At 74.0% G+C, this 26,966-nt stretch carries 20 protein-coding genes; 5 read left to right on the top strand and 15 right to left on the bottom strand.

Going from position 1 to position 26,966, the window contains the following annotated elements:
- Positions 1-101: 101 nt before the first annotated feature.
- Entirely contained in the window at positions 102-1,571 is a 1,470-nt protein-coding gene (locus tag ACF1BE_RS01210; RefSeq protein ID WP_392196888.1) for a regulator, read from the top strand.
- 19 nt (positions 1,572-1,590) lie between these two features.
- On the opposite strand, the gene ACF1BE_RS01205 is transcribed toward ACF1BE_RS01210, so the two are convergent.
- Together ACF1BE_RS01205 and ACF1BE_RS01200 are read right to left on the bottom strand one after the other, a co-directional pair.
- Positions 1,591-2,964, bottom strand: coding sequence for an NAD(P)/FAD-dependent oxidoreductase (locus tag ACF1BE_RS01205; protein WP_392196887.1), 1,374 nt, complete (start codon positions 2,962-2,964; stop codon positions 1,591-1,593).
- 181 nt (positions 2,965-3,145) lie between these two features.
- Positions 3,146-4,042 (bottom strand): TIGR01777 family oxidoreductase, encoded by an 897-nt coding sequence (locus ACF1BE_RS01200; RefSeq protein WP_392196886.1) that lies wholly within the window; start codon positions 4,040-4,042, stop codon positions 3,146-3,148.
- Between the two features lie 74 nt (positions 4,043-4,116).
- Here ACF1BE_RS01200 and ACF1BE_RS01195 point away from each other — a divergent pair, with 74 nt between their 5' ends.
- Positions 4,117-4,602 carry a GNAT family N-acetyltransferase gene (locus ACF1BE_RS01195; RefSeq protein ID WP_392196885.1) on the top strand — a complete coding sequence of 162 codons (486 nt, stop codon included), beginning with the start codon at positions 4,117-4,119 and terminating at the stop codon, positions 4,600-4,602.
- A 42-nt stretch (positions 4,603-4,644) separates the two neighbouring features.
- Here the strand turns inward: ACF1BE_RS01195 and ACF1BE_RS01190 are convergent, their stop codons facing one another.
- The 8 genes from ACF1BE_RS01190 to ACF1BE_RS01155 all read right to left on the bottom strand — a co-directional run bounded on the left by ACF1BE_RS01190 (position 4,645) and on the right by ACF1BE_RS01155 (position 16,775).
- On the bottom strand, positions 4,645-5,829 hold the full coding sequence (locus ACF1BE_RS01190) for a MarP family serine protease (protein ID WP_392196884.1): 1,185 nt from the start codon (positions 5,827-5,829) through the stop codon (positions 4,645-4,647).
- Positions 5,830-6,174: 345 nt separating this feature from the next.
- Positions 6,175-6,693 carry a DUF4240 domain-containing protein gene (locus ACF1BE_RS01185; RefSeq protein ID WP_392197388.1) on the bottom strand — a complete coding sequence of 173 codons (519 nt, stop codon included), beginning with the start codon at positions 6,691-6,693 and terminating at the stop codon, positions 6,175-6,177.
- A 56-nt stretch (positions 6,694-6,749) separates the two neighbouring features.
- Positions 6,750-7,736, bottom strand: a complete 987-nt coding sequence (locus ACF1BE_RS01180) for a helix-turn-helix transcriptional regulator (protein ID WP_392196883.1) — start codon at positions 7,734-7,736, stop codon at positions 6,750-6,752.
- Between the two features lie 93 nt (positions 7,737-7,829).
- Positions 7,830-10,532 carry a pyruvate dehydrogenase (acetyl-transferring), homodimeric type gene (gene aceE, locus ACF1BE_RS01175; protein WP_392196882.1) on the bottom strand — a complete coding sequence of 901 codons (2,703 nt, stop codon included), beginning with the start codon at positions 10,530-10,532 and terminating at the stop codon, positions 7,830-7,832.
- A 259-nt stretch (positions 10,533-10,791) separates the two neighbouring features.
- Positions 10,792-11,415, bottom strand: a complete 624-nt coding sequence (locus ACF1BE_RS01170; protein WP_392196881.1) for a GntR family transcriptional regulator — start codon at positions 11,413-11,415, stop codon at positions 10,792-10,794.
- 189 nt (positions 11,416-11,604) lie between these two features.
- A complete protein-coding gene (gene sucB, locus ACF1BE_RS01165) occupies positions 11,605-13,476 on the bottom strand; it encodes a 2-oxoglutarate dehydrogenase, E2 component, dihydrolipoamide succinyltransferase (RefSeq protein WP_392196880.1) in 1,872 nt (623 codons plus the stop codon).
- 61 nt (positions 13,477-13,537) lie between these two features.
- Positions 13,538-14,926 (bottom strand): dihydrolipoyl dehydrogenase, encoded by a 1,389-nt coding sequence (lpdA, locus tag ACF1BE_RS01160; RefSeq protein WP_392196879.1) that lies wholly within the window; start codon positions 14,924-14,926, stop codon positions 13,538-13,540.
- Positions 14,927-15,224: 298 nt separating this feature from the next.
- The gene (locus tag ACF1BE_RS01155) at positions 15,225-16,775 is read right to left on the bottom strand and encodes a leucyl aminopeptidase (protein WP_392196878.1); all 1,551 of its coding nucleotides are present in this window, start codon (positions 16,773-16,775) and stop codon (positions 15,225-15,227) included.
- A 339-nt stretch (positions 16,776-17,114) separates the two neighbouring features.
- Here ACF1BE_RS01155 and ACF1BE_RS01150 point away from each other — a divergent pair, with 339 nt between their 5' ends.
- Positions 17,115-19,151: a hypothetical protein gene (locus ACF1BE_RS01150; protein ID WP_392196877.1), complete on the top strand. Its 2,037-nt coding sequence runs from the start codon at positions 17,115-17,117 to the stop codon at positions 19,149-19,151.
- 77 nt (positions 19,152-19,228) lie between these two features.
- Here ACF1BE_RS01150 and ACF1BE_RS01145 read toward each other — a convergent pair whose 3' ends face one another.
- Positions 19,229-20,014: an adenosylcobinamide-GDP ribazoletransferase gene (locus ACF1BE_RS01145; protein WP_392196876.1), complete on the bottom strand. Its 786-nt coding sequence runs from the start codon at positions 20,012-20,014 to the stop codon at positions 19,229-19,231.
- A 97-nt stretch (positions 20,015-20,111) separates the two neighbouring features.
- On the opposite strand from ACF1BE_RS01145, the gene ACF1BE_RS01140 reads away from it, so the two are divergent.
- Complete coding sequence (locus tag ACF1BE_RS01140) at positions 20,112-20,876, top strand: hypothetical protein (protein ID WP_392196875.1); 765 nt, start codon at positions 20,112-20,114, stop codon at positions 20,874-20,876.
- Here the strand turns inward: ACF1BE_RS01140 and ACF1BE_RS01135 are convergent.
- The 3 genes from ACF1BE_RS01135 to cobT all read right to left on the bottom strand — a co-directional run bounded on the left by ACF1BE_RS01135 (position 20,816) and on the right by cobT (position 24,586).
- Entirely contained in the window at positions 20,816-21,550 is a 735-nt protein-coding gene (locus ACF1BE_RS01135) for a hypothetical protein (protein ID WP_392196874.1), read from the bottom strand. The two genes, ACF1BE_RS01140 and ACF1BE_RS01135, sit on opposite strands and share 61 nt — an antisense overlap.
- Positions 21,551-21,560: 10 nt before the next feature.
- The gene (locus tag ACF1BE_RS01130) at positions 21,561-23,357 is read right to left on the bottom strand and encodes a phosphatidylglycerol lysyltransferase domain-containing protein (protein ID WP_392196873.1); all 1,797 of its coding nucleotides are present in this window, start codon (positions 23,355-23,357) and stop codon (positions 21,561-21,563) included.
- A gap of 149 nt (positions 23,358-23,506) precedes the next feature.
- Positions 23,507-24,586, bottom strand: a complete 1,080-nt coding sequence (gene cobT / locus ACF1BE_RS01125) for a nicotinate-nucleotide--dimethylbenzimidazole phosphoribosyltransferase (RefSeq protein ID WP_392196872.1) — start codon at positions 24,584-24,586, stop codon at positions 23,507-23,509.
- A gap of 133 nt (positions 24,587-24,719) precedes the next feature.
- Between cobT and ACF1BE_RS01120 the strand changes: the two genes are divergently transcribed.
- The gene (locus ACF1BE_RS01120) at positions 24,720-25,703 is read left to right on the top strand and encodes a class I SAM-dependent methyltransferase (protein ID WP_392196871.1); all 984 of its coding nucleotides are present in this window, start codon (positions 24,720-24,722) and stop codon (positions 25,701-25,703) included.
- 12 nt (positions 25,704-25,715) lie between these two features.
- Here ACF1BE_RS01120 and ACF1BE_RS01115 read toward each other — a convergent pair whose 3' ends face one another.
- A complete protein-coding gene (locus tag ACF1BE_RS01115; protein ID WP_392196870.1) occupies positions 25,716-26,918 on the bottom strand; it encodes a bifunctional adenosylcobinamide kinase/adenosylcobinamide-phosphate guanylyltransferase in 1,203 nt (400 codons plus the stop codon).
- Positions 26,919-26,966 lie beyond the last annotated feature (48 nt).

Raw genomic sequence — 26,966 nt, 5'->3', positions numbered from 1 at the left:
CTCACTCTCCGCTACATTCGCGCCGTTCGTGAGGCCATATGGGCTGCTCAAAGGCAATCCGGGCACTCCAGGGGCCCGGAAGGCAGGAGACCGCACCACAGATGACGGACCGACCCGCGCAGCGCACCCCCAACCGCCAGCTCGCCGCGCTCATCGCAGAGGCGGGGTTCTCCAACGCGGGTCTGGCTCGTCGCGTCGACCAGCTCGGCCTGGAGCACGGGCTGGACCTCAGATACGACAAGACCTCGGTCACCCGCTGGCTGCGCGGTCAGCAGCCGCGCGGGACGACGCCCGCCCTCATCGCCGAGGTGTTCACCCGCCGGCTCGGGCGCCGGCTCACCGCCCAGGACCTCGGCCTGGACGCGTGCGCACCGGTGTACGCGGGGCTGGAGTTCGCGGCCGGCCCCGAGGAGGCCGTCGACATCGTCAGCGGGCTGTGGCGCAAGGACTCCGGCAGCCATGCGGAGCTGCGCAAGATCGCCTTCACCCCGGCCGGGCTGGTCGTGCCCAGCCGGGACTGGCTGATCGGCAAGCCCGACGACCGGGTGGCCCGCGAGCCGGCCCCCCGGGTGCCCGCCCAGGGCCGCCCCGGGGCGGCCAGGCCCCGGCCGCAGCCGGGGGTGCCGGTGCCGCCGCGGGCGCGCGGGACCGGCGAGCGCGGCCCCGGGCACCGGGTCACCGGCGGCGACATCTCCGCGCTCCGCTCCGTCGGGGAACTGTTCCGCACCCTCGACGACCGCTTCGGCGGCGGCCACGCGCGGCAGGCACTGGTGCGTTATCTGGAGCACGAGTGCGAGCCGATGCTCCGCGGCAGCTACGACGAGCAGACCGGCCGCCGGCTGTTCGGCGCCGCCGCCGACCTGACCCGGCTCGCGGGCTGGACGTCGTACGACATCGCCGCGCACGGACTGGCCCAGCGGTACTTCGTGCAGGCCCTGCGGCTCGCGCAGGCGGCCGGCGACCGGGCGTACGGCTCCTTCGTCCTGGTCACCATGAGCCGCCAGGCCGTCTATCTCAGCCACGGAAGGGAGGCCGTGCAGCTGGCGCGGGTCGCCCAGCAGGGCGTCGGCACGTGCGCCCCGCCGGTCGTCCAGGCGCTGCTGCACGCCGCCGAGGCGCGGGCGCACGGCGTCCTGGGCGAGGTGCGGGCGTGCACCGCGGCGCTCGTGCGGGCCGAACGCGCCCTGGACGCGGCACGGTCCGGGGACGACGTGCCGTACTGGGCCGCGTTCTTCGACGAGGCGCAGCTCGCCGACGAGTTCGGGCACTGCCACCGCGATCTCCAGCAGTTCCGGGCCGCCGCCCAGCACGCCGAGCGCTCGCTGCAGCTGCGCGCCCCCGCGTACGCCCGCAGCCGCCTGTTCTGCCGGGTCGTCCTCGCCACCGCCCGCCTGGCCCTCGGCGAACTGGACCAGGCCTGCGCGCTCGGCGCGGAGGCCGCGGGCCAGGCGGCCGAGATGCGGTCCGCTCGCGCGGTGGAATACGTGCGGGACTTCGAACGCCGCCTGGAGCCCTACCGGGATGCGCTTCCGGTCCGCACCTACCGGGAGAAGGTGGCGGCCCTGAGCTGAGCGCGCCCCCGGCCGGGTCTCATGCCGCCCGTGGCAGCGTCGGCGCCGGGTCGGCCCGGTGCAGGGAGGACGTCATGCCCAGGTCGCAGAGGATCGCCGTCGCCGCCCGGCGGGCGGAGTGCAGTGCGCCCTGGACGGTGCTGGAGTCCCGGTGGTCCCCGCAGACGTACAGGCCCGCCAGCAGCCGTACCGGCCGGCGCAGGTCGTGCGGCGGGAGCATCACCGGGACCGCCTCCGGGGTGTGGTGCACGGCCAGCGTCTCCCAGCGGCGCGTCGAGGTGCCGTAGAGCCGGGCGAGGTGGATGCGGACCGCCGTGTCCACGCCTTCCGGCGGGATGCCCAGCACGGTCGAGGAGATCAGCACCCGGCCGGCCGGCGCCCGGCTCGGGTCCACGTTGCTGACCACCGCCGTGTGCGCCACCGGCCCGCCCCGGTCGGCGTCCAGCAGCAGCGAGGTCCCGGTGGAGAACGCCGCCTCGGGATCGTCGGTGGTGTGGTGGACCACGGTCACCGGGTGGAAGTCCGGCACCCTGAGGCCCGGCAGCAGCTCCGCCGCGGCCCGCGCGTCGGTCGCGAGCAGCACCGCCCGGCACCGGATCTCCCCGTGCTCGGCGGTGGCCACGGAGGTCGTGGACACCGAGGTGACCCGCACCCCGGTGCGCACGGTGCCCGGTGGCAGCGCCCGGGACAGCAGCTCGGGCAGCATCTCCGCGCCGCCCTCGGGCACGCACAGCCGCCCGCTCGCGAAGGCGCGCAGCGCCAGGTCGGCGCACCGGCTGGACGTGACCAGTTCCGGGTCGCACAGCAGCGCGGCGAGCAGCGGGCGCAGGAAGCCCTCGATGGTGCGCGCCGGCACCCCGCGCCGGGCGAGGGCCAGCGCGGCCGGCATCTCGGGGCGGGCCAGGAGGCGCTCGACGGGCGTGGCCGCGATCCGGCCGAGCGCGGCGCCCAGCCGGGCCTGGTCCACCGCTCCGCCCACCGGCGCGCCGGCCCGGCCGGGCGGGGGCACGGTGCCCCGGGGGGTGCCGGCGAGGACGCGCACCACGTGAAGTGCGCCTCGTGCGCCCCGTGCGCTCCCTCCGGCCGCCGGCGCGCCCGCGCGCTGGGTGCGGCCGTCGCGGTGCAGCAGGACGCCCGGTGCGAAGCGGCGCACGGCCAGGGGGCCCGGGCCCGGGACCAGGCGGAGTTCGGGGTAGGACGTGGACAGCAGCTGTCCGATGCGGTCGAGCCGGAAGCCGTCGACCTTCTCGGTCGACATACGGCCGCCGACGTACGGGGCGGCCTCCAGGACCGCTGTCGTCAGTCCTGCGCTGGTCAGCCGGTGAGCCGCCGAGAGGCCGGCGACTCCGGCTCCCACGACGACGACGTCCACCTGGTACGCGGGCTCAAGCACGAGGCCCCTCCTGTGGTTGCGCGGCCGGTGGAGACGTCATGCCCCCAACTGGCTTGAGAGATACCGGAGTTCGCGTCGAGGTTAGGGGCCACATTCGGTCAGAAGCAGTCGCGCATCAACAGAGCACGGTCGCATAGAGGTCGCATACGGTCACTTACGTTCGCCGCTGTTGCCAGCCGGCTCACCCCGCCGCACGGATCGCCTCATCGATGCCCGGGAACGCGAACCGGAACCCCGACTCCAGCAACCGCTTCGGCACCACCCGCTGACTGCCCAGCACGTCCCCGGCCATCTCCCCGAGCGCCGCCCGCAGCGCCGGCGCGGGCACCGCGAACACCGCCGGCCGGCGCAGCACCCGGGACATCGCCGCCGTGATCTCACGGTTCGTCAGCGGCTCGGGCGCCGTCAGGTTGAACGGCCCGGACAGGGTGCCGGTGTCCATGAGATGCCGGATCGCGGCGACCTCGTCGTGCAGCGCGATGTACGACCAGTACTGCCGTCCGTCGCCCAGCCGTCCCCCGAGCCCCGCCCGGAACAGCGGGAACAGCCGCGCCCACGCCCCGCCGCCCCGGGCCACGACCAGCCCCGTGCGCAGGAACACCGTCCGGACCCCCGCCTCCCGCACGGGGGCCGCCGCCTCCTCCCACTCCACGCACAGCCGGGACAGGAAGCCGTCGCCCGGCGGGGCTTCCTCGTCCACCACCCGGTCGCCGGTCTCGCCGTAGAAGCCGATCGCGCTGCCGTTGACGAACACCCGCGGCGGCTCGGGCAGCGCGGTCACCGCCTCGGCGAGCGCGGCCGTGCCCCGCACCCGGCTGTCCCGCAGGAGCCGCTTGTACTCCGGCGTCCACCGCCGGTCGCCCACCCCGGCCCCCGCCAGGTTGACCACCACGTCACAGCCGGCCAGCCCGGCCGGGTCGACGTGACTCCGCCCGGGGTCCCAGCGGACCTCGTCCGCGCCCCGGGGCGCACGGCGCACCAGACGTACCACCTCGTGCCCGTCCGCGGTCAGGGACCGCACCAGAGCGCTGCCGATGAGGCCGGACGCGCCGGCCACCGCGATGCGTGAACGTTCCATGGCCCCCAGCATGACCGCACAGCCACCGGGAAACCCGGTGGGCGCCCCGTAGGGTCCGCCGTAGGGTGATCGTCATGCCTGAGCTGTCCCTGCGTGCCGCCCGCCCCGACGACGACACGGAACTGGCCCGCCTCGACCGGGCCGCCTGGTCCACCCTGCACGAGGTGGTGCCGGCCCCCGAGCCGCCCTACGCGCCGTTCTTCGAGCGGCACGCCCCGCAGGACCACCTGGTCGCCGAGGCCGGCGGGCGCCTCCTCGGCTACGTCCGCCTCGTCCGCCCGACCCCGCTCGCCTCGAACGCGCACGTCCTGGCGGTCCAGGGCTTCGTCGTCGCCGAGGAGGCGCGCGGACGGGGCGTCGGGCGCGCCCTGATCCGGGCCGCCGTCACCGAGGCCCGCGGACGTGGTGCCCGGCGCCTCACCCTGCGCGTGCTCGGGCACAACACCCCGGCACGCCGGCTCTACGAGTCCGAGGGATTCGCCGTCGAGGGCGTGCTGCCCGGGGAGTTCCACCTGGACGGCACGTACGTCGACGACATCCTCATGGGCCGCCGGCTGTGAACCCCGCGCCCCGGCGGGCCGGCCCGTGGCCACCGGCCGCCCTCAGGAGCCGACCAGCTCGCCCGTGTCCACAGTCGCCGTCGCCGTGGCCGCGCGCCGGGCGTCGGCCGCCACCTCGGCCGCCGTCAGCGCGTATCCCGTCCCGGCGTCCGAGGTCGACCGGGCGAAGACCACCCCGAACACCCGGCCGCCCGTCGTCAGCAGCGGGCCACCGGAGTTGCCCGGCCGGACCGTGGAGCGGATCAGGTACACCTCCCGGGTGACCGTGCGGTCGTTGTGGATGTCCTGCCCGGTCGCCCGCACCCGGTTGGCGACCGTCGCCGCCTGGAGGTCCAGGCCCCCGTCCTGCGGATAGCCGGCCACCACCGCCGAGTCCCCGCGCACGGCGTCGTCGCCGAACCGCAGCGCCGGGGCGCGCAGCCCCGGCACGTACAGCACCGCCACGTCCCGGTCCGGGTCGAAGAGCACCACCCGGGCCTCGTGCACCGGCCCGACCCCGCCGACCCGCACGCCCGGGCGGTCGATGCCCGCCACCACGTGCGCGTTGGTCATCACACGCTCCGGCGCGTACACGAACCCGCTGCCCTCCCGGCCCTCGTTGCCCGCGGCACCCTCGATCTTCACGGAACTCCTGCGGGCCGCCTCCGCCGCCGCGGGCGTCACACTGTCACCGGAGGGCCGGGCCACCCGGGCCGTCGGATCGTTCTCGAACGGGTTGAACACCTGCGGGAAACCCGCCTCGGTCAGCGCGGACGTCGCCCGCGAGAACCAGGCCGGTGTCGTCTCGGGCATCGCCTGCTGCACCGCTCCCAGCAGCGCCGAGTCGCGTATCTGCGTCGCCAGCGTCCGCGCCGGGGCCGCGCCCAGCACGCTCGCCGCCACCCAGGCCACGATCAGCACCGCCACCGCGTTCGCCGCCGCGCCCCCTGCCCCGTCCGCCACCCGCAGCGGCCCCCGGTCCAGTTCCCCGCGCAGCCGCAGCGCCAGCCGGCCCGCCAGCTCGTGCCCCACCATCGCCGGGACCAGCACCGTCAGCACCGCGAGCACCGTCGCCGCCGTCGTACCCCGCTCCGCCTGGCCCGTCACCCACGGCAGCAGCCACACCCCGACGGCGGCGCCGCCCACGAACCCGGCCAGCGAGACGCATCCGGCCACCAGCCCGCGCCGGTAACCGGACACCGCGTACACGACGATCACCAGCGCGAGCACCAGGTCGAGCAGGTCCACGGAGCCGCCTTTCTCTCGGACCCCTCCGTACGGCCGGGACGGGCCCGCCGGCCGGCCACCCGTGCGGGAGCACACCCGGCGGCGAAACCGGCCCACGTACGTGTGTACCCCGGAAACGTCCCGGACCCGGGCGATGGTTCCACCGGGATCGTTCGACCGGACGGTTCGGGCGTACGCCCGCAGCGACGCCACAGGCGGTACGCGGCCCGCTGCCGGCAGCCGTACCGGGCCCGCGCGGGACAGGGCCGGCCGGATCCGGACCGCGTCCGCCCCCGACCGCGCCGACGCGGCCCCGCCGCACCATGCCGCACGACGGCCGTGCCGGCCTGCGGACGGGCGCCGACGTCAGTCCTTGAACCGCTCCCACAGGCGCGGATACCGCTGCGCGAGCACCCGCTCGTTCTCCAGGTCCACCGGCGTGCCCTCGGGCTCGGCCGGCGCCGGAGCGATGCCCAGATCGGGCGCGACGGTCCCGGTCAGCTGCTCGTACGCCTCGTCCGCCGCGTAGCCCAGCTCCTCACCGTCGCCGTCGATCTCCTCGTCGAACTCGCCCAGCAGCCCGGCCAGCCCGTCCGGATCGTGCAGGGCGCCCTCGTAGACCTCCCGGCCCTGGCCGATCAGCCAGCACCGGAAGAAGTCGAACGCGTCGTCGCTGCAGCCGTCCAGCAGCACCCAGGCCGCGCCCCACAGGTCCCACCGGTACGCGCGGTTGTAGCGGGCCTCGAAGTGCCGGGCGAAGTCCAGGACCACATCGGGGTCCAGTTGGAGCAACCGTTCCACGAGCAGGTCGGCCTGCTCCTCGGGGTCGCCGCCGGCGACCTCGCGGGTGGCGTCGATCAGCTCCCAGAACTCCGTCTCGTCCATCACGCCACCAGCATCGGGCCTCGGCCGGTGGGCCGCACGTGGAGTACCGCGGATCGTTACCCGGCCTCCTGCTGCCCGTACAGCTTCGCGAGCCGGACCGCGTCCGCCGCGCACCGCTCCCGCAGGCTCGCCGGAGCCAGCACCTCCGCCTCCGGCCCGAGCGCCGTCAGCTGGGCGTGTGCGACTCCCTCCGACTCCACGGGCAGCGTCACCGTCACCCACCCGTCGGCGTCCGGCGTCCCCGCGCCCTCCAGCGCCTGCCGCGCGGAGAGCGGGTCGACGGCGTGCGGCAGCCCGCGCAGGCCACGCGGGGACAGCCGTACGACGACCTCGGCACGCAGGATCGACCGGGCGAAGCGCTCCGCCTGGTCCGCCCAGTGAGCGGGCAGGTCGAAGCCCGGGTCACGGGTGAACCGCTCGTCGAGGGCGTCGACGGCGTCGAACCGGTCGACGCGGTACGTCCGCGGGGAGCCGCCGTCGGCCACCCGGGCGCACAGGTACCAGACACCCGCCTTCAGCACGAGTCCGTACGGCTCCAGCCGCCGCTTCACGGCACTCTCCCCGCGCCGGTAGACCGCGTCGACCAGCCGGTCGTCCCATACCGCCCGCGCGATCACGGGCAGCAGGTCGGGCGTCACCGGCTCGCGGAACCAGGCCGGTGCGTCCAGATGGAACCGCTGGGCGGCGTTGTCCGGGGCGTCCCGCAGCGAGGGCAGCAGCGCGGCCGCCACCTTCAGCCGGGCCGCCGAGGCGGCGTCCTCGAGCCCCATCTCCCGCAGCGCCCCCGGCACCCCGCTCAGGAACAGCGCCTCCGCCTCGCCGCGCGCCAGCCCCGTCAGCCGCGTCCGGTACCCGCCGACCAGCCGGTAACCGCCGGCCCGCCCGCGGTCGGCGTACACCGGCACCCCGGCCTCCGACAGCGCCTGCGCGTCCCGTGCCACGGTCCGCTCCGACACCTCCAGTTCCCGCGCGAGTTCGGCGGCGGTCATGGCGGGCCGGGACTGGAGCAGGAGAACCATTCTGATGAGCCGGGCCGCACGCATGGACTCATGATGCCGGAGCCCACCGAGGTGCGGGCCGCCGACGGCGAAGGGGTACGGCAGCGGCCGTACCCCTTCACGCGGGACCCTGAGTGACTACAGGCGGTACTTCTCCCGCGCCTCCTTGACGGCCGTGGCCTTCACCTCGCCGCGGCGGGCGAGCTGGGCCAGGGCCGCGACGACGATCGACGGGGCGTCGATGCCGAAGTGGCGGCGGGCGGCCTCGCGGGTGTCCGACAGACCGAAGCCGTCGGCGCCCAGGGACGAGTAGTCCTGCTCGACCCACTGCGCGATCTGGTCGGGAACCTGGCGCATGTAGTCGGACACGGCCAGCACCGGGCCCTCGGCGCCCTGGAGCGCCTGGCGGACGAACGGCACCCGCTCCTCGCCGCGCAGCAGCGCCGCGTCGGCCTCCAGCGCGTCCCGGCGCAGCTCCGTCCAGGAGGTCGCCGACCACACGTCGGCGGCCACGCCCCACTCCTCGGCGAGCAGCCGCTGCGCCTGGAGGGCCCAGTGGATCGCCGTACCGGAGCCGAGCAGCTGGACGCGCGGGGCGTCGGCGGGCACGTCCACGCCCGCGGACTCGGCCGTGTTGAAGCGGTACAGGCCCTTGACGATGCCCTCGTCGACGCCGAGGCCCTGCGGCTTGGCGGGCTGCGGCAGCGGCTCGTTGTAGACCGTCAGGTAGTAGAAGACGTTCTGGTCCTCGCCCGGCCTGGCCTCGCCGTACATCCGGCGCAGACCCTCACGGACGATCACCGCGATCTCGTAGGCGAACGCGGGGTCGTACGTCAGGGCGGCCGGGTTGGTGGCCGCGATGACCGGGGAGTGCCCGTCGGCGTGCTGGAGGCCCTCGCCCGTCAGGGTCGTACGGCCGGCCGTCGCGCCGACGAGGAAACCGCGGCCGAGCTGGTCGCCGAGCTGCCACATCTGGTCGGCGGTGCGCTGCCAGCCGAACATCGAGTAGAAGATGTAGAACGGGATCATCGCCTCGCCGTGCGTCGCGTACGCGGTCGACGCGGCGATGAAGTCGGCCATGGAACCGGCCTCGGTGATCCCCTCGTTGAGGATCTGGCCGTTCCGGGCCTCCTTGTAGTACATCAGCTGGTCGCGGTCGACCGGCTCGTACGTCTGGCCCTTGGGGGAGTAGATGCCCAGGGACGGGAACAGCGACTCCATGCCGAAGGTGCGCGCCTCGTCGGGAACGATCGGCACCCAGCGCCGGCCCGTCTCCTTGTCGCGGACCAGGTCCTTGACCAGGCGGACGAAGGCCATGGTGGTGGCCACGTTCTGGGAGCCGGAGCCCTTGTCGAAGGAGGAGAAGGCCTTCTCGGCGGGGGCGGGCAGCGGGGCGAGCGCGTGGGTGCGGCGGGCGGGGGCCGGGCCGCCGAGGGCCGCGCGGCGCTCCTGGAGGTACCGGACCTCGGGGGAGTCGGCGCCCGGGTGACCGTAGGGGACCACACCGTCGACGAAGTCGCTGTCCTTGATGGGCAGCTCCAGCAGGTCGCGCATCGCCTTGAACTCGTCCACCGAGAGCTTCTTCATCTGGTGGTTGGCGTTCTTCGACGCGAAGCCCTCGCCGAGGGTGTGGCCCTTGACCGTCTGGGCCAGGATCACGGTCGGCGCGCCCTTGTGCTCGACAGCCGCCTTGTACGCGGCGTACACCTTGCGGGACTCGTGACCGCCGCGCGAGAGGTGGAAGCACTCGAGGATCTTGTCGTCGCTCAGCAGCTTCGCCATCTCCGCCAGCGCCGGGTCGGCGCCGAAGAAGTCCTGGCGGATGTAGGCGGCGTCGCGGGTCTGGTACGTCTGGACCTGCGCGTCCGGCACCTGGCGCAGCCGGCGTACCAGCGCGCCCGTGGTGTCCAGCTGGAACAGCTCGTCCCAGGCGGAGCCCCACAGCGTCTTGACGACGTTCCAGCCGGCGCCGCGGAACTGGGCCTCCAGCTCCTGCACGATCTTGAAGTTGGCGCGGACCGGGCCGTCGAGGCGCTGGAGGTTGCAGTTGATGACGAAGGTGAGGTTGTCCAGTTCCTCACGGGCGGCGAGCGCGAGGGCCGCCGTCGACTCCGGCTCGTCCATCTCGCCGTCGCCGAGGAACGCCCACACGTGCGAGGCGGAGACGTCCTTGATGCCGCGGTTGGTCAGGTAGCGGTTGAAGCGTGCCTGGTAGATCGCGGAGAGCGGGCCGAGGCCCATCGACACCGTCGGGAACTCCCACAGCCAGGGCAGCCGGCGCGGGTGCGGGTACGACGGCAGGCCGGTGCCGCCGGCCTCCTGGCGGAAGTTGTCCAGATGGTGCTCGTCCAGGCGGCCGTCGAGGAAGGCGCGGGCGTAGATGCCGGGGGAGGCGTGGCCCTGGATGTACAGCTGGTCGCCGGAGCCGTCGCCCTCCTTGCCCTTGAAGAAGTGGTTGAAGCCGGTCTCGTACAGCCAGGCCGCGGAGGCGAAGGTGGCGATGTGGCCGCCGACGCCGTGCTTCGCGCCGCGGGTCACCATGGCGGCCGCGTTCCAGCGGTTCCAGGCGGTGATCCGCGCCTCCATCTCCGGGTCGCCGGGCACGGACGGCTCGGCGGCGGTCGGGATGGTGTTGACGTAGTCGGTCTCGAGGAGCTTCGGCAGCGCGATGCCGCCCGCCTCGGCGCGCTCCAGCGTGCGGCGCATCAGGTACGCGGCGCGGTGCGGTCCCGCCTCCCTGGCGACGGCGTCCAGGGAGGCCTGCCATTCGGCGGTCTCCTCCGGGTCGCGGTCCGGGAGCTGGTCGAGCGCGCTCGGCTGGATGGCGTGGGGGTCGGTCATGTCGCCGCCTTCCTCAGTCGAAGGGGGTTCCCTCATCGGTAAGGGTTCGGGGTTGCCCTTGGTCTTTGGCAGGACAGGGCAGCGGACTCCGGTAGGAGTCCGTCGGCGACTGTAACTCCCTGATCGATGATCGATCAAAGGGTTGAGTGCGAAAACCTCTTGATTTGAAGAAAGTCGGCACGCGGTGCCTTCAGTACTGGCACCCGGTGACGCGTTCCAGGGGTGTTTTCGCAGGTGAGCGGCGGAATGCTCGGGTGCGTCAGGCGCGCGGGGCGCAGCCCAGGACGTGCGCCTTCACCAGCTCCGCGATCCGCGGATCCCGGCGCTTGAACGCCTGCACCAGCTCCTCGTGCTCCTCCGCGTACGACTGCTGGACCGTGCCCAGCCAGCGGATGGACAGGGCCGTGAAGACCTCGATGCCCAGGCCCTCCCACGTGTGCAGCAGCACGGAGTTCCGCGCCGCGCGGACCAGCTCACGGTGGAAACCGACCGTGTGGCGCACCTGGGCCGTGCCGTCGGCCTCGCGGTCGGCCTCGTACAGGGCCAGCACGTGCGGCTCGAGTGCCGAGCAGTCCTCCGCCAGCCGCTCCACGGCCAGCTCCGCCGCGATGGCCTCCAGGCCCGCCCGGACGGGGTAGCTCTCCTCGAGATCGGCCGCGCTCAGGTTGCGGACGCGTACGCCCTTGTTCGGAGCCGACTCGATCAGGCGCAGGGACTCCAGCTCGCGCAGGGCCTCCCGGACCGGGGTCTGGCTGACCTCCAGCTCGGTGGCGATCCGGCGCTCCACGATGCGCTCGCCCGGCTGCCAGCGCCCGCTGACGATCCCCTCCACGATGTGCTCGCGGATCTGTTCGCGCAGCGAGTGGACGACGGGCGCGGTCATGAGGGCTCCTTCGGGAGGGCTGACGTGTAGACAATACGGCGGGTTCGCTCCGTCGGCAGGGTGCGTGGGGGTGCTTTGGCGCAGGTGAGACGAGGCGCACACGGTGTGGGTGACCTCGCGCCCCCAACGCCGGTGCCCCCGCCCGGATCTTCCCGGACGGGGGCACCAGCGTGTGGCAGCCGGTCGGCGCTACAGGCCCAGCTCGACCTCGAACTCGCCCGCCTCCAGGATCGCCTTGACCGCCGTCAGGTAACGGGCCGCGTCGGCGCCGTCGACCAGGCGGTGGTCGTAGGAGAGGGTCAGGTAGGTCATGTCGCGGACGCCGATGACCGTGCCCTCCTCGGTCTCGATGACGGCCGGACGCTTGACCGTGGCACCGATGCCGAGGATCGCGACCTGACCCGGCGGCACGATGATCGTGTCGAACAGCGCGCCGCGCGAACCGGTGTTGGAGATGGTGAAGGTCGCGCCGGACAGCTCGTCCGGGGTGATCTTGTTGGCGCGGACCTTGCCCGCCAGCTCCGCCGTGGCCTTCGCGATGCCGGCGATGTTGAGGTCGCCCGCGTGCTTGATGACCGGGGTCATCAGGCCCTTCTCGGAGTCCACCGCGATACCGACGCTCTCGGTGTCGAAGTAGGTGATCGTGCCCTCGGCCTCGTTGATCCGGGCGTTGATGACCGGGTGGGCCTTCAGCGCCTGGGCCGCCGCCTTGACGAAGAACGGCATCGGGGAGAGCTTGACGCCCTCGCGCGCGGCGAAGGAGTCCTTGGCCTGGGCGCGCAGGCGCATCAGGCGGGTGACGTCGACCTCGACGACCGACGACAGCTGGGCCTGCTCGTGCAGCGCCTTGACCATGTTGTCGCCGATGACCTTGCGGATGCGGGGCATCTTGACGGTCTGGCCGCGCAGCGGGGAGGCCTCCAGGGCGGGGGCCTTCTTCGCGGCGGGCGCGGCGGCGGCAGCGGCCGGAGCCGGGGCGGCCTTCGCTGCCTCGGCGGCGGCGATCACGTCCTGCTTGCGGATACGGCCGCCGACACCGGTGCCCTTGACGCCGGACAGGTCGACGTTGTTCTCCGCGGCGAGCTTGCGCACCAGCGGGGTCACGTACGCGCCCTCGTCGCTCGCCTGGGCGGCGGGCGACGGAGCGGCCGGAGCGGCAGCCGGGGCGGGCGCGGGCGCCGGGGCGGACGGCACCGGGTCGGGGGCCGGGGCCGTGACCTGCTGCGGGGCCGGGGCCGTCGGCGCCTGCGGGGCGGCCGGAGCGGGCGCCGGAGCCGGAGCCTGGGCGGGGGCCGGGGCGGGCGCCGGAGCCGCAGCCTGGGCGGGGGCCGGGGCGGGCGCCGGGGCCGGGGCCGGGGCGGCGGGCTCCGCGGCCGGGGCGGCCGGAGCCGGGGCGGCGGCCGGAGCGGCGCCCGGCGCGCCGATGACGGCGAGCTTGGCGCCGACCTCGGCGGTCTCGTCCTCGTTCACCACGATCTCCAGCAGCACGCCGGAGGCGGGCGCCGGGATCTCGGTGTCGACCTTGTCCGTGGAGACCTCGAGCAGCGGCTCGTCGGCCTCGACGGAGTCGCCCACCGACTTCAGCCAGCGGGTGACGGTGCCCTCGGTGACGGACTCGCCGAGCGCGGGCAGGACCACGTCCGTGCCCTCGGCGGAGGAACCGCCGGAGGCGGCCTCGGCCGTCGGGGCCGGGGCCGGGGCGGCCTGCTCCGTGGACGGAGCGGCCTGCGCGGCCGGGACGGACGCCTCGGCCGGCGCCGGCTCGGGCTCGGCGGCCGGCTCGGGCTCGGCGGCGGGGGCCGGGGCGGCGGCGGGCGCGCCCGTGCCGTCGTCGATCACGGCCAGCTCGGCGCCGACCTCGACGGTCTCGTCCTCGGCGACCTTGATGGAGGCCAGCACGCCGGCGGCGGGCGAGGGGATCTCGGTGTCGACCTTGTCGGTCGACACCTCGAGCAGCGGCTCGTCGGCCTCGACGCGCTCTCCCTCGGCCTTCAGCCAGCGGGTGACAGTGCCCTCGGTGACGCTCTCACCGAGCGCCGGAAGGGTTACGGAAACCGCCATGGTTTCGGTTGCTCCTAACGAATTGCGGAAGTCTGTGTCGTCGCGCCCGTCGACCGAAGGCTCAGTCGTGGGAGTGCAGCGGCTTGCCGGCCAGCGCCAGGTGGGCCTCGCCCATCGCCTCGTTCTGCGTCGGGTGGGCGTGGATGAGCTGGGCGACCTCGGCCGGCAGCGCCTCCCAGTTGTAGATCAGCTGGGCCTCGCCCACCTGCTCGCCCATGCGGTCGCCGACCATGTGGACGCCGACCACGGCACCGTCCTTCACCTGGACGAGCTTGATCTCGCCCGAGGTGTTCAGGATCTTGCTCTTGCCGTTGCCCGCCAGGTTGTACTTCAGAGCGACGACCTTGTCCGCGCCGTAGATCTCCTTGGCCTTGGCCTCGGTGATACCCACGGAGGCGACCTCGGGGTGGCAGTACGTCACCCGGGGCACGCCGTCGTAGTCGATCGGGACGGTCTTCAGGCCGGCCAGACGCTCCGCCACCAGAATGCCCTCGGCGAAGCCGACGTGCGCGAGCTGGAGCGTCGGCACCAGGTCACCGACGGCGGAGACGGTCGGAACGTTGGTGCGCATGTACTCGTCGACCAGCACGTAGCCGCGGTCCATGGCGACGCCCTGCTCCTCGTAGCCCAGGCCCTGGGAGACCGGGCCGCGGCCGACGGCGACGAGCAGGACCTCCGCCTCGAACTCCTTGCCGTCGGCGAGGGTGACCTTCACACCGTCCTGGGTGTACTCGGCCTTCTGGAAGAAGGTGCCGAGGTTGAACTTGATGCCGCGCTTGCGGAACGCGCGCTCGAGCAGCTTGGAGGAGTTCTCGTCCTCGACCGGGACGAGGTGCTTCAGGCCCTCGATGACGGTGACGTCCGCGCCGAAGGACTTCCACGCCGAGGCGAACTCGACACCGATGACGCCGCCGCCCAGGATGATCGCGGACTTCGGCACGCGGTCCAGGACGAGGGCGTGGTCGGAGGAGATGATCCGGTCGCCGTCGATCTCCAGGCCCGGCAGCGACTTCGGCACGGAGCCGGTCGCCAGCAGGACGTGGCGGCCCTGGACGCGCTGACCGTTGACGTCGACGGAGGTGGGGGAGGACAGCCGGCCCTCGCCCTCGATGTACGTCACCTTGCGGGACGCGATCAGACCCTGGAGGCCCTTGTACAGGCCGGCGACGACACCGTCCTTGTACTTGTGGACGGCCGGGACGTCGATGCCCTCGAAGGTGGCCTTGACGCCGAACTGCTCGCTCTCGCGGGCCTGGTCGGCGATCTCGCCCGCGTGCAGCAGGGCCTTGGTGGGGATGCATCCCCGGTGCAGGCAGGTGCCGCCGACCTTGTCCTTCTCGATCAGAGCGACGTCCAGGCCCAGCTGCGCCCCGCGCAGGGCCGCGGCGTAACCACCGCTACCACCGCCGAGGATCACTAGGTCGAAAACGGTGCTGGCGTCGTTCGCCACGTCACGTCCTCCATGCATGTGTGCCGCGCGCCGGGCACCCTGTCCATTCGGGAGGTGACCGGCCGGTCGGCTGGTGTCCGGCCGCTTGATGCTTCGGCCCTTCGGTGGGGGCCCTGTCCTGCCGGGCTCCATCTTTGCACTTGTTCGAGGCGGACGAGACGCCGGGCCGGGGTGTGACGCACCCCACGTCCCCCGGGAGACGTGGGGCACGGAGAAGGGGCGCGGGGAACCGTGCTAACGGCTCCCCGCGCCCCGCGGGCCCGCGCCCGGCGGATCGCGCCGGGCGGTCAGGCGGACATCAGCCGAGGTCGCCCGCGGCCGTCAGCTCCGCCAGCCGCACCAGCGTCCGCACGGCCGTACCCGTACCGCCCTTGGGTGTGTAACCGAACGGGCCGCCCTCGTTGAACGCGGGGCCGGCGATGTCCAGGTGCGCCCAGGCGATGCCCTCGCCCACGAACTCGCGCAGGAACAGACCGGCGACCAGCCCGCCGCCCCAGCGCTCGCCCATGTTCGCGATGTCGGCCACGGGCGAGTCCATGCCCTTGCGCAGGTGCTCCGGCAGCGGCATCGGCCAGGCCGGCTCGCCGACCTCCTCGGCCGCCTCGTACACGGCGGAGCGGAACGCCTCGTCGTTGGCCATGACCCCGAACGTCCGGCTGCCCAGCGCCAGCATCATCGCGCCGGTCAGGGTGGCGACGTCCACGATCGCGTCCGGGTTCTCCTGCGATGCAGCCCACAGCGCGTCGGCGAGGACGAGGCGGCCCTCGGCGTCGGTGTTGAGGACCTCGACGGTCTTGCCGCTGTACATGCGCAGCACGTCGCCCGGACGGACGGCGGAACCCGAGGGCATGTTCTCGGCCAGTGCCAGCCAGCCGGTGACGTTGACGGCGAGACCCAGGCGGGCGGCGGCGACGACCGCGGCGAACACCGCGGCCGCACCCGCCATGTCGCACTTCATCGTCTCGTTGTGCCCGGCCGGCTTCAGCGAGATGCCGCCGGAGTCGTAGGTGATGCCCTTGCCGACGAAGGCCAGGTGCTTCTCCGCCTCGGGATGCGTGTAGGACAGCTTGACCAGGCGCGGAGGGGCCTCCGAGCCGCCGCCGACGCCGAGGATGCCGCCGTAGCCACCCTTGAGCAGGGCCTTCTCGTCGAGCACCTGCACCTTGATGCCGTGCTCCTTGGCCGCGGCCTGCGCGATGCCGGCGAAGTCGGCGGGGGTGAGGTCGTTCGGCGGCGTGTTGACCAGGTCGCGGGCCCGGTTCAGTTCCTCGCCGACCGTGACCGCGCGGGCGAGCGCGCCCTTGTGGACGGCGTCGCGCGGCCTGCCGCCGAGCACCGCGGCCTCTGCCAGCGGCGCCTTGCCGTTCCTGGCCTTCGGGTCCTCGGCGCCGCCCTTGTAGGTGTCGAAGGAGTACGCGCCGAGCAGCACGCCCTCGCCGATCGCCTCGACGGCGTCGGGGCCGTCGACGGGCAGCGCGAACGCGGCCTTCCTCGCCCCGGCGAGCGCCCGGGCGGCCACGCCGGCGGCCCTGCGCAGCGCCTCGGCGTCGTAACCGGCCTCGGCGTCCTCGGCCTCGGCGTCCTCGCCGCCGGGCTCGGCGCCCAGGCCCACCGCCACCACGAGCGGGGCCCGGAAGCCGGCCGGGGAGGGCAGCTTCGTCAGCTCGCCCTCGGCACCCGAGGCGCCGAGGGTTTCCAGGAGGCCGGCCAGCTTGCCGTCGTACGCCTCGTTCACGGCCTCGGCGCCCGGCGCGAGGACGGGCCCCTGGGCGCCCTTGGCGACACCGATCACGATCGCGTCGGCCCGCAGGCCGGGCGCCGCGGCGGTGCTGAGAGTCAGAGCAGTCACGGTGGTGAGATCTCGCTTCCGATGTGAAGTTGCTGTGGCCGATACGGGGTGGGTCGACCGGGCCCGAGAGCCGACCCTAGGTCCAGGCCTGGAGCCAGGTGGCACCGGGGCCTTCACCCTGTCGGCGAACCCGTGACGAGACTACGCGCGTACCCGCGATCGCTCATTCCTTCGGATGTTCACCCGCGCGTGGCGTCATGGCCACTTCTCGTCCCCCGCACACGTGACCTGCGCCACACTCGACGGGTTCCGACGGGGTGACGACCCACCGGTTCGCAAGATTGCCACTGATCCGCCACGGGCTCACCGTGGCGGATCCTCTGGGGGGAGGAACCTGTCATGGCCCACCGCGCGCACCGCTGGAGAGCGGCCGGCGTCACCGTCACGGCCGCGGGACTCGTCACGCTGGGGCTCGCCGCACCCGGCGCCTCGGCGGCGGCCGAGCCACGCGTCGACCTCCGGGTGCTGGTCGTCGACGACGGCGCGGGCCCGGCCGGCGCGATCACCGCCCAGCTGAGGAGCGAGGGCGTCCCGTACACCGTGCTCGACCTCGGCGACTCCGGACGCCCCACGATCACCGGCGCCTTCCTGAGCGACACCGTCGGCGGCCGGCCCCGGGCCAGGTTCCAGGGCGTGGTCCTGCCGAACGAGGCCCCGTTCGGCGCGGACTCCGCCGAGCGGACGGCCCTGGAGACGTACGAGAGGACCTACGGCATCCCGCAGGTCGACGCCTACACCTGGGCCCATCCCGAGGTCGGGCTCGACTACGCCGACCACGACGGTTACGTCGGCCCGCTGGACGGCCGCGGTGCCACCGTCACCCCGGCCGGCCGGACGGGCCCCTTCGGCTATCTGAAGGGGTCCTTCTCCTTCGAGGACAACGCGCCCTCGGCGGACGAGAGCTACGGCTTCGTCGCCCAGCCCCGCACCGGCTTCACCAGCTACCTCGACGCCCCCGTGCCCGGCGGCTCCGGCACCGGCACCCTGCTCGGCGAGTACGCGCACGACGGCCGCCGCGAACTGGTCGTCACCTTCGCCTACAACCAGTACCAGCAGCAGTTCCGGGTGCTGGCCCGCGGCATGGTCGAGTGGCTCACCCAGGGCGTCCACCTCGGACAGGCCCGCAACTACTTCGCCGTCCACGTCGACGACGTCCTCGCACCGGACGCCCGCTGGGACACCGAGCGCAACTGCACGCCCGGCGACATCGACTGCGCGGGCGGCGGCGAGGAGACCGGGACACCGATCCGCATGACCGCGGCCGACGCGCAGTACGCGGCCCAGTGGGAACAGAGCCACGGCTTCACCCTGGACATGGCGTTCAACGCGGGCGCCGGCGAGGAGTGGAGGGCCGGGAACGGCGGCAAGGACCCGCTGGCCGACCAGCTGCTGAAGGACAAGGCCGCCTACCGCTGGGTGAACCACACCTACACCCACCTCTTCCTCGGCTGCGTGCAGGACACCTCGGCCGTGCCGTGGAGCTGCGCGAAGAACGCCGACGGCACGACCAGGTGGGTGAGCCGCTCCGACGTCTCCGGCGAGATCTCCGACAACGCCGACTGGGCACTCCTGCACGGCCTCTCCGTCGACCGCGCTGAGCTGGTCACCGGTGAGCACTCCGGCCTGAAGACCCTGCCGCAGCAGCCGCAGGACAATCCGAACCTCGGGCCCGCGCTGGCCGCCAACGGGGTGAAGTGGACCGCCTCCGACAACTCCCGCGAGTCCGGGCAGCGCCCCGTGGGCAGCAGCACGCTCACCGTGCCCCGCTACCCGATGAACGTGTACTACAACACCGGCACCAAGGCCGAGATGGCCGACGAGTACAACTGGATCTACACCGCCGAGGCCGACGGCGGCAGCGGCGTCTGCACGGACAACCCGGCCTCCACCTGCCTGTCCGAGCCGCTGGACACCGCCACCGGATTCACCGACCGCATCGTGCCGGCCGAGGCGCACACCGACCTCGGGCACGTCCTGAGCAACGACCCCCGACCGCACTACGCCCACCAGTCCAACCTGGCCGAGGACCGCATCCTCTACCCGGTGCTCGACCGGGTCCTCGCCGACTACCAGGCGCTGTTCGCCGACAACACCCCCGTCGTGAACCTCCGCCAGAGCGCGATCGGCGCCGAACTGCAGAACCGGGCCAGGTGGCAGACCGCCCTCGACGCCGGCAAGGTCACCGCCTACCGCGTCGGGAACACCGTGACGGTCACCGCCCCGTCGGGTACGAAGATCCCGGTGACGGCACCGGAGGGCACCAGGCAGCAGCTCCTGCTCTCCTCCGGCGCCTTCGGCACGCCGTACGCGGGCACACGCTCGGCGTGGGGGACGCCGGGCGCCCTCCAGACGGCGCTCACGCTGAGACTGCCGTAGGGCGCCGGCGCGCGCCGCGTGGCGCCGGGTACGGTCCCGCGGCCCCGGGGGACGCCGCCGTACGGCGTGGGCGGCGGCTAACGCCCGAGGCACAGCACCACGAGCGCCGCCGTCGCGGCCGTCTCCGCGACCGCGCCGAACACGTCCCCGGTGACCCCGCCGAACCGGCGGACGCAGCGGCGCAGCAGTGGTTCGGCGACGGCGACGGCGGCGGCCACGGCGAGGGCGGTGCGCACGCTGTCGAACCCGCCGAGGCAGGTCCCCGCCGCGCCGGCCGCACAGACCACCCCGGCCACCACGCCCAGCGCCGCGCCCTTGGGCACCACCCCGGCCACCGCCGCCCCCAGCCCCTCCGGGCGGGCGGCCGGCACCCCGGCGCGCGCGGCCAGGGTGAGCGCGAGACGGGCGGCGGTCGCCGAGACGACGGCGGCCAGCGCGCCCCGCGCCCAGGAACCGCCGTAGAGCTGTGTCAGCGCGGCCACCTGGGCCAGCAGCACCAGCACCAGGGTGAGCACCCCGAACGGCCCGATGTCCGACTGCTTCATGATCCTCAGCGCGTCCTCGGCCGGCTTGCCGCTGCCCAGCCCGTCGGCGGTGTCGGCGAGCCCGTCGAGGTGCAGCCCACGGGTCAGCGCGGCCGGCACGGCGACCGAGGCGACGGCGGCGAGCGGGGGTGCCGCGCCGAGCAGGAGCAGCAGCAGGCCGAGTCCGGCGGCGCAACCGCCGACGACGAGGCCGGCCACCGGGGCGCACAGCATGCCCCCGCGGGCGGCCTCCCGGTCCCACCGGCGCACCCGGACGGGCAGCACGGTGAGGGTGCCGAAGGCGAAGCGGAGACTGTCGAGAGGGGAGGACGTGCGCACCGGCGCAGGTTACCCGGCGCCCTCGGGGCCGCCTCCCGCCCCCCGGGCGCACCGCCTCACGCCGAGAAAGTCGGGTATATCCGGGTAATCTGCGCCTATGGGGCACTGGTGGGTGCGGAACATCGTCGAGCCGGGCAAGGTGCCCCTGCTGCTCGCCCTCACCGCGTTCGTCCTGACCTTCGTCGTCACCCGCGTCATCACCCGCCTGATCCGGGCCGGCAAGGGCCCGTTCGGCAACGTCGAGGCGGGCGGCCTGCACATCCACCACGTCGTCCCCGGGGTCGTCCTCAGCGTCGTCGGCGGCTTCGGCGCGGTGGCCAGCGACCGGCACGGTGCCGGCGGGGCCGTCGCGGCCGTCGTGTTCGGCATCGGCGCGGGACTGGTCCTGGACGAGTTCGCGCTGATCCTGCACCTGGACGACGTCTACTGGACCGAGGAGGGCCGCAAGAGCGTCGAGGTCGTCGTGCTCACCGCCGCCCTCGTCGGCCTGCTGCTGGCCGGCTTCTCCCCGTTCGGCGTCAACGACCTGACCCGGCAGGAACTGGCGGACCGCGGCAGCGCCGTCGCCACCATCGCCGGAAACTTCCTCTTCTCGCTCATCGCCCTGGGCAAGGGCAAGACCCGCACCGCGATCTTCGGCGCGATCGTGCCGCTGGTGGCGCTCGTCGGCGCCGTCCGGCTGGCCCGGCCGGGCTCCGCGTGGGCCCGCCGCTTCTACGGCGGCCGTCCCCGCGCCCGCGCCAGGGCGGCCCTGCGCGCCTACCACCACGACCGCCGCTGGGCCCGGCCGCGCCGCGCCGTTCAGGACTGGATCGGCGGCAAGCCCGACCCCCGCCCGGCGCGCCTGCCCGGCCGCAGGTGACGGAAGGCCCCGCACGGCACGCCACCGCGCCGGTGCCGCACCGCCGCCAGCAGGCACAGCAGTCCCACGGCCATCAGCGCGGCCAGATGCTCCTTGCCCGCCAGGTTCTCCTTCACCAGCACCTCCACGACCATCGCCAGGGTCACCGCGCCCGCCGTCCCGTAGGCGCCGTACCGCCAGCTCACGAACACCGCCAGCCCCACGACGGCCGCCGACGGGCCGGTGTCCACCACCTGCGCGTCGGTCCACGGCAGCCCGAAGGGGGCGTGCGCGCCGAGCGTGATGCCGACGCGCGCGTACAGGGTGCCGGCGAGCGTGGCGACGTACGCGATGACCAGCGTCCGCCACCAGCCCAGGCACAGCTCGGCGATCCCGAACACGAGCAGGATCTGCGCCAGCGCCCCCCACACCGGCAGGTCCAGCGCCGGCACGAACAGCGACAGGGGAGTGCGCAGCAGGGCCTGCCACAGCGGGTCCTCGGCCCGTACGGCACCCAGGTCCTGCACCACCCGGTACCCCCACGGCTGGTTCTGCACGTACTGGAGGAACGCCGTCAGGCACACCACCCCGACGGTCATCGGCAGTGCCGCCGGGCCCCGCTCCCGCAGCGGCGCGCGCACGGTGCCGTACAGCAGCCCCCACTCGGCGCGGGCCCAGCGGGCGAGCGTATCCATCAGACGTTCCTCACCGGTGCGTGTCCAGGTGCCTGCGGTGCAGCCACTTCGGCAGTCCCGGCGCCTCCAGGAAGCCCTCCGCGCGGGCCGAGGCGAGGCCGATGCGCAGCAGGTCCGCGCTCTTCTCGAAGAGCAGGAACCGCGGCTCCCAGATGGGCCGGTACTTGGCGTTGGCGCGGTACAGCGACTCGATCTGCCACCAGCGGGAGAAGAAGCTGAGCAGCGACCGCCACAGCCTGAGCACCGGTCCGGCACCCAGGCGCGCGCCACGTTCGAAGACCGACCTGAACATGGCGAAGTTGAGCGAGACCTGCGTGATCCCGATCTCGCCGGCCCGCCGCAGCAGCTCGATGACCACGAACTCCATCAGCCCGTTGTCGGAGTCCCGGTCCCGCCGCATGAGGTCCAGGGACAGCCCGTTGGGCCCCCACGGCACGAAGGAGAGCAGCGCCCGCAGCCGCCCCCGCGCGTCCGTGCACTCCAGCATCACGCACCGGCCGTCCTCCGGGTCCCCCAGCCGGCCCAGCGCCATGCTGAAGCCGCGCTCGGTCGCGCCGTCCCGCCAGTCGTCGGCGCGCTCCACCAGGTACGCCATCTCGTCCGCCGGGATGTCCTCGTGCCGCCGGATGCGTACCCGGTACCCGGCCCGCCGCACCCGGTTGTGCGCCTGCCGGACGGTGCGCATCGCCCGGCCCTCCAGGGTGAACTCGGAGACCTCCACGATCGCCTCGTCGCCCAGTTCCAGGGCGTCCAGGCCGTGCCGGGCGTAGACGGTGCCGGCCTCCTCACCGGCCCCCATCACCGCCGGGATCCACCCGTGCGTCCGTGCCTCCGCCAGCCACGGCACGATCGCCCCGGGCCAGGCCTCCGGATCCCCGATCGGGTCCCCGGACGCCAGGCTCACCCCACCGACCACCCGGTAGGCGACGGCGGCCTTCCCGGTCGGCGACCACACCACGCTCTTCTCCCGGCGCAGCGCGAAATAGCCGAGGGAGTCCCGGTCGCCGTGCCGTTCCAGCAGGGCCCGCAGCCGCTTCTCGTCGTCCTCGGTGAGCGGGTCGACGGCCCGCCGGGAACGGAACGCGGCGTAGAGCACGGCGAGGACCAGGGCCGTGCTGAGGACGTTGACGGTGACGTTGGTCCAGTTGGGCGGGTCGATCCCCGGGAAGCGGGACTCCTGCGCGGACACCGACACCAGGCGCAGGGTGCCGTAGTGCCAGCGCTCCAGGAACGTCGAACGGGCCGCGTCGGGGGCCTGGTTGGTGACCGTCACCAGCAGCCCGGCCAGCAGGCTCGCGGCGAGTCCCCCGACGACGGCCACCGTGGCCGCGAGCCGGGGGTTCGACCGGTCGCCCTTGGCGTAGAACTCGCGGCGGCCGGCGAGCAGCGCCCCCACGAAGGCGGCCGTCAGCGCGAGGGAGACCCAGTTCTGGGCGTACCGCCGGATGTCCGGGAACGCCATGGCGAACGCGAACAGGGCCAGGAAGAGACCGCTCACCACCAGGTTCAGGATCCACGCGGCCCGCTTCCTGCGCCGCATGGTGATGGCGAGGAAGGCGGTGAACACACCGGAGGCGAAGCCGGCCGTCAGCAGGTAGGGCGTGAAGAAGTCGTCCTGGTTGTGCCGGCGCACGTCCTGGCCGAGCGAGACCCACACCCCGCTGAGGAAGTTGATGAACGCGACCGTCCGCAGGTACCAGACGGCGAAGGCGGCGGCCCTCCGGGAAGCCCCGGCGGACCACCGCGTCCGCCCGTCCGACCGCTCCGCCTCGGCACGCCGCTCCACGGCAATTCGGGCATCTCCCATGGTGCAGGATCATATGGGCGTGACCCCGGCGAACCGGAACCATTCCCCCGGCCGATGCCGTCCACCCGGCATTTCCCCCCACAACACCACCCCATCGAGACACGGGTGACGGGCCGAGACGGTTGGGGGGCGGTCTGCTCGGGCCGGGTCTACTCGGGCCGGGGGAGGGGGGCGGCTTCGGGCTCCGGGTGCTCGGGCAGTTCGGCGGCCAGGGCGGCCGCGCTGCGGACCAGCGGCAGGGCCAGCAGCGCGCCCACGCCCTCGCCGACCTTCACGCCCTGCGCCAGCAGCGGCTCCAGTGCCATCCGGTCCAGCGCCTTGCCCTGCCCGGGCTCCCCGCTGTCGTGGCCGGCCAGCCACCAGTCCGGCGCCCGGAACGCCACCCGCTGCGCGACCAGCGCGCACGCCGCGGACACGACACCGTCCAGGATCACCGGCAGCTTGCGCACCGCGCACTGCAACAGGAACCCGGTCATCGCCGCGAGGTCCGCCCCGCCCACGGCCGCCAGCAGCTGCGTCTGGTCGCCGAGGACCGGCCGCGCCCGCCGCAGCGCGTCCCGGACCGCCGCGCACTTGCGCATCCACGCCAGGTCGTCGATCGCCAGCCCGCCCCGTCCGGTCACCACCGACGCGTCGGTGCCGCACAGCGCGGCGACGAGCACCGCCGCCGCCGTGGTCCCGCCCACGCTGATGTCACCGAGCACCACGAGATCGGTCCCCGAGTCGGCCTCCTCGTCGGCGATCGCGACGCCCGCGCGCAGGGCCGCCTCGGTCTCGTCCAGGGTGAGCGCGTCCTCGGCGTCGATACGGCCGCTGCCCCGACGCACCCGGTGCCGCACCACGTCGGCGGGCAGGGTCTGCGGATCGCAGTCGAGGGCCATGTCCACGACCCGTACGGGAACCTCGAGCCGGCGGGCGAGCACGGCGACCGGGCTCGCACCCTCCAGTACCGCCCGCACCAGCTGCTCCGCACCGCCCGCGGGCCGCGCCGAGACGCCCAGCCCGGCGATGCCGTGGTCGCCGGCGAAGAGCACCACCCGCGGCCGCTCGACCTGCCGTACCGGTACGGCACCCTGCGCCGCGGCCAGCCACTCGCCCAGCTCGTCCAGGCGGCCCAGTGCCCCGGGCGGCACGGTCTGACGCTCCCGCCGGGCCTCGGCGTCACGGCGCACGCCCCCGTCCGGGCGCTCGATCAGATCGGTGAAGTCGTCCAGATTAAGCCTGCTCATTCGCCGAACAGTACAGCCGGCGAACGAACGCCGAGGCGCCACATGGTCACCACGCACCCGCTACGTCATTGCACCTCGGGGCGGTATCCCATACGTTCCGGTTTGCAGCGGAATGTCGCACAGGGAGCCGCCCATGCCGACCTCGCCTCTCGTCCCCCGGACCACCACCCCCACCGACCCCTTCCAGGAGCCGCGCCGCGAGGACTGCCCCTGGTGCGGCTCACGGCGCCTGCGCACCCGGCTGCGCGCGCCCGACCCGCTGCGGCACCGGCCGGGCACGTTCGCCCTGGACGGGTGCCGTGACTGTGGGCACGCCTTCCAGAACCCCCGGCTCAGCGCGGAGGGACTCGCCTTCTTCCACCGCGACTTCTACGAGCGGCAGCTGGAACGGCTCACCGAACGCGTCGTCCCCGCCCACGTCGCCCGCCGCCGGCACCGCGCCACCGCCTGGCGCCTGTCGGCACTGCGCGAACCGGAGAGCTGGCTGGACGTCGGCACCGGCCACGCCCGCTTCCCCGAGGCGGCGAAGGAGTTCTTCCCGTACACCAGCTTCGACGGCCTGGACCCGACGGCCCGCGTGGAACAGGCGCTGCTGGAGGGCCGCGTGGAGGAGGCGCACCGCGGCTACCTCTCCACCCCCGGGACGGCGGCCCGGCTGCGCGCCCGCTACGACGTCGTCAGCATGTTCCACCATCTGGCGCACACCCCCGACCCGCGCGCCGAACTCCGCGCCGCGCTCACGGTGCTGCGCCCCGGCGGTCACCTGGTCGTCGAAGCCCCCGACCCGCGCTGCGTCTTCGCCACGCTCCTCGGCCGGTGGTGGCTCCCTCACGGCCAGCCCCGCCATCTGCACCTGATCCCGCTCGCCAACCTCCGTACGGAACTGCGGGCCCAGGGCTGCACGGTGCTCGTCACCGACCGCACGACCCCGCACCAGCCGTACGACCTGTCGGCGGCCGTCGTCCTGGCCCTGGCCCACGTCAACCCGCTGCTGAGAGGCATGGCCGAGCCCGTGCCGGCACTGGCCGGGGCCGTGGACCGCGCGCTGGCGCCCCTGCTGCGCCGTACGCCGTTCTCCAACGCGTACCGGATCGTCGCGCGCAAGGACACGCGGTGAGCCGGGCGCCGCTCAGCCCCTGAGGACCAGCGCCTGCCCGGCCACGACCAGCACCACCTGCTCGCACTGCGCCCCGAACGCCGCGTTCAGCCGCCCGAGTTCGTCCCGGTACCGCCGTCCCGACGCCGTCGCCGGTACGATCCCCGACCCCACCTCGTTGGACACCGCCACCACGGTCCGCCGCGTGGCGCGCACCGCGGACGTCAGCTCCCGCACCCGTTGCCGCAGCGCCTTCTGCGCCCCGCCCGCCCACTCCGAGTCGTCCCACGCCCCGACGGCGTCCATCACGTCGGTCAGCCACAGCGACAGACAGTCGATCAGCAGCGGCGGCCCCTCCCCGGCCAGCAGCGGCACCAGGTCCGTCGTCTCCGCCGTACGCCACGACCCCGGCCGCCGCTCCCGGTGCGTGGCCACCCGCTCCGCCCACTCGCTGTCCCCGCCCCGCGTGCCGCCGGTCGCCACGTACAGCACCCCCGGGAAGGACTCCAGGCGCCGCTCCGCCTCCACGGACTTTCCCGAGCGGGCCCCGCCCAGCACCAGCGTCCGGCGCGGCACGTCCGGGACGTCCTCGTACGCCCCGGCCGTCAGCGTCGTGCCGTCCGGGACCGCCCGCGCCCCGGCCGCCGCGAGCCGGCGCCGCAACTCCGCGCCTGGCGGCACGTCGTGGTCGAGGTGGACGGCGAGCACGTCCGTCGTCGGGCCGGCCGAACCGGCCGCGCGGAGCCGGGCGAGCGCGTCGGGACGGCCCACGACGTCCGCCAGAATCACGTCGTACGACTGCGCCGTCGGCCCCTCCAGGCCGCCCGGCGACCCGCCCGGCGGCAGGTACAGCAGCCGCTGCCCGTCCGGCCCGGTCACCGCGTACCCGGTGCCGCCCGCGTCCATCGCCACGGCGCGCACCCGATGCCCCGTCAGCAGCGCCAGCTCCCGCCCGTCCGGGACCCGGCCGGGCTGCGGCAGCCCGGCCGGCACCTCGACCGCCGGGCCGTCGTGCGGATGCGACAGCAGCGCCTGCCGCACGCCGGCCAGCGACTGCCCGGCGCGGGCCGCCGCGAACGCCGCGCCCGGCGTCAGGTCGAGCAGCAGCGTCCCGTCCACGAGCACCGCGGTCGCGGCCCGCGCGTCCGGCCCGAGCGCGGTCGCGCAGGCGGCACAGGAACAGTCGGGGCGAGGCAGTCCCGCGGGGGCACCGGTACCGAGCAGAGTGATTTCCACGCCCTGATTTTCGCCTGTCCCCGCAGGTCTTGCGCTTCCGGCTAGGCT

The sequence above is a fragment of the Streptomyces sp. NPDC014991 genome, from assembly GCF_043080665.1.
In the GTDB taxonomy this organism is placed as follows: domain Bacteria; phylum Actinomycetota; class Actinomycetes; order Streptomycetales; family Streptomycetaceae; genus Streptomyces.
This window is presented reverse-complemented; position numbering and strand designations above follow the sequence as displayed.

Coding starts and splice junctions, on each gene's coding strand:
- ACF1BE_RS01210 (WP_392196888.1), top strand. CDS start 102: ATGACGGACCGACCCGCGCAGCGCACCCCCAACCGCCAGCTCGCCGCG.
- ACF1BE_RS01200 (WP_392196886.1), bottom strand. CDS start 4,042: ATGGAACGTTCACGCATCGCGGTGGCCGGCGCGTCCGGCCTCATCGGC.
- ACF1BE_RS01195 (WP_392196885.1), top strand. CDS start 4,117: ATGCCTGAGCTGTCCCTGCGTGCCGCCCGCCCCGACGACGACACGGAA.
- ACF1BE_RS01185 (WP_392197388.1), bottom strand. CDS start 6,693: ATGGACGAGACGGAGTTCTGGGAGCTGATCGACGCCACCCGCGAGGTC.
- ACF1BE_RS01180 (WP_392196883.1), bottom strand. CDS start 7,736: ATGCGTGCGGCCCGGCTCATCAGAATGGTTCTCCTGCTCCAGTCCCGG.
- aceE (WP_392196882.1), bottom strand. CDS start 10,532: ATGACCGACCCCCACGCCATCCAGCCGAGCGCGCTCGACCAGCTCCCG.
- ACF1BE_RS01170 (WP_392196881.1), bottom strand. CDS start 11,415: ATGACCGCGCCCGTCGTCCACTCGCTGCGCGAACAGATCCGCGAGCAC.
- sucB (WP_392196880.1), bottom strand. CDS start 13,476: ATGGCGGTTTCCGTAACCCTTCCGGCGCTCGGTGAGAGCGTCACCGAG.
- ACF1BE_RS01150 (WP_392196877.1), top strand. CDS start 17,115: ATGGCCCACCGCGCGCACCGCTGGAGAGCGGCCGGCGTCACCGTCACG.
- ACF1BE_RS01140 (WP_392196875.1), top strand. CDS start 20,112: ATGGGGCACTGGTGGGTGCGGAACATCGTCGAGCCGGGCAAGGTGCCC.
- ACF1BE_RS01135 (WP_392196874.1), bottom strand. CDS start 21,550: ATGGATACGCTCGCCCGCTGGGCCCGCGCCGAGTGGGGGCTGCTGTAC.
- ACF1BE_RS01130 (WP_392196873.1), bottom strand. CDS start 23,357: ATGGGAGATGCCCGAATTGCCGTGGAGCGGCGTGCCGAGGCGGAGCGG.
- cobT (WP_392196872.1), bottom strand. CDS start 24,586: ATGAGCAGGCTTAATCTGGACGACTTCACCGATCTGATCGAGCGCCCG.
- ACF1BE_RS01120 (WP_392196871.1), top strand. CDS start 24,720: ATGCCGACCTCGCCTCTCGTCCCCCGGACCACCACCCCCACCGACCCC.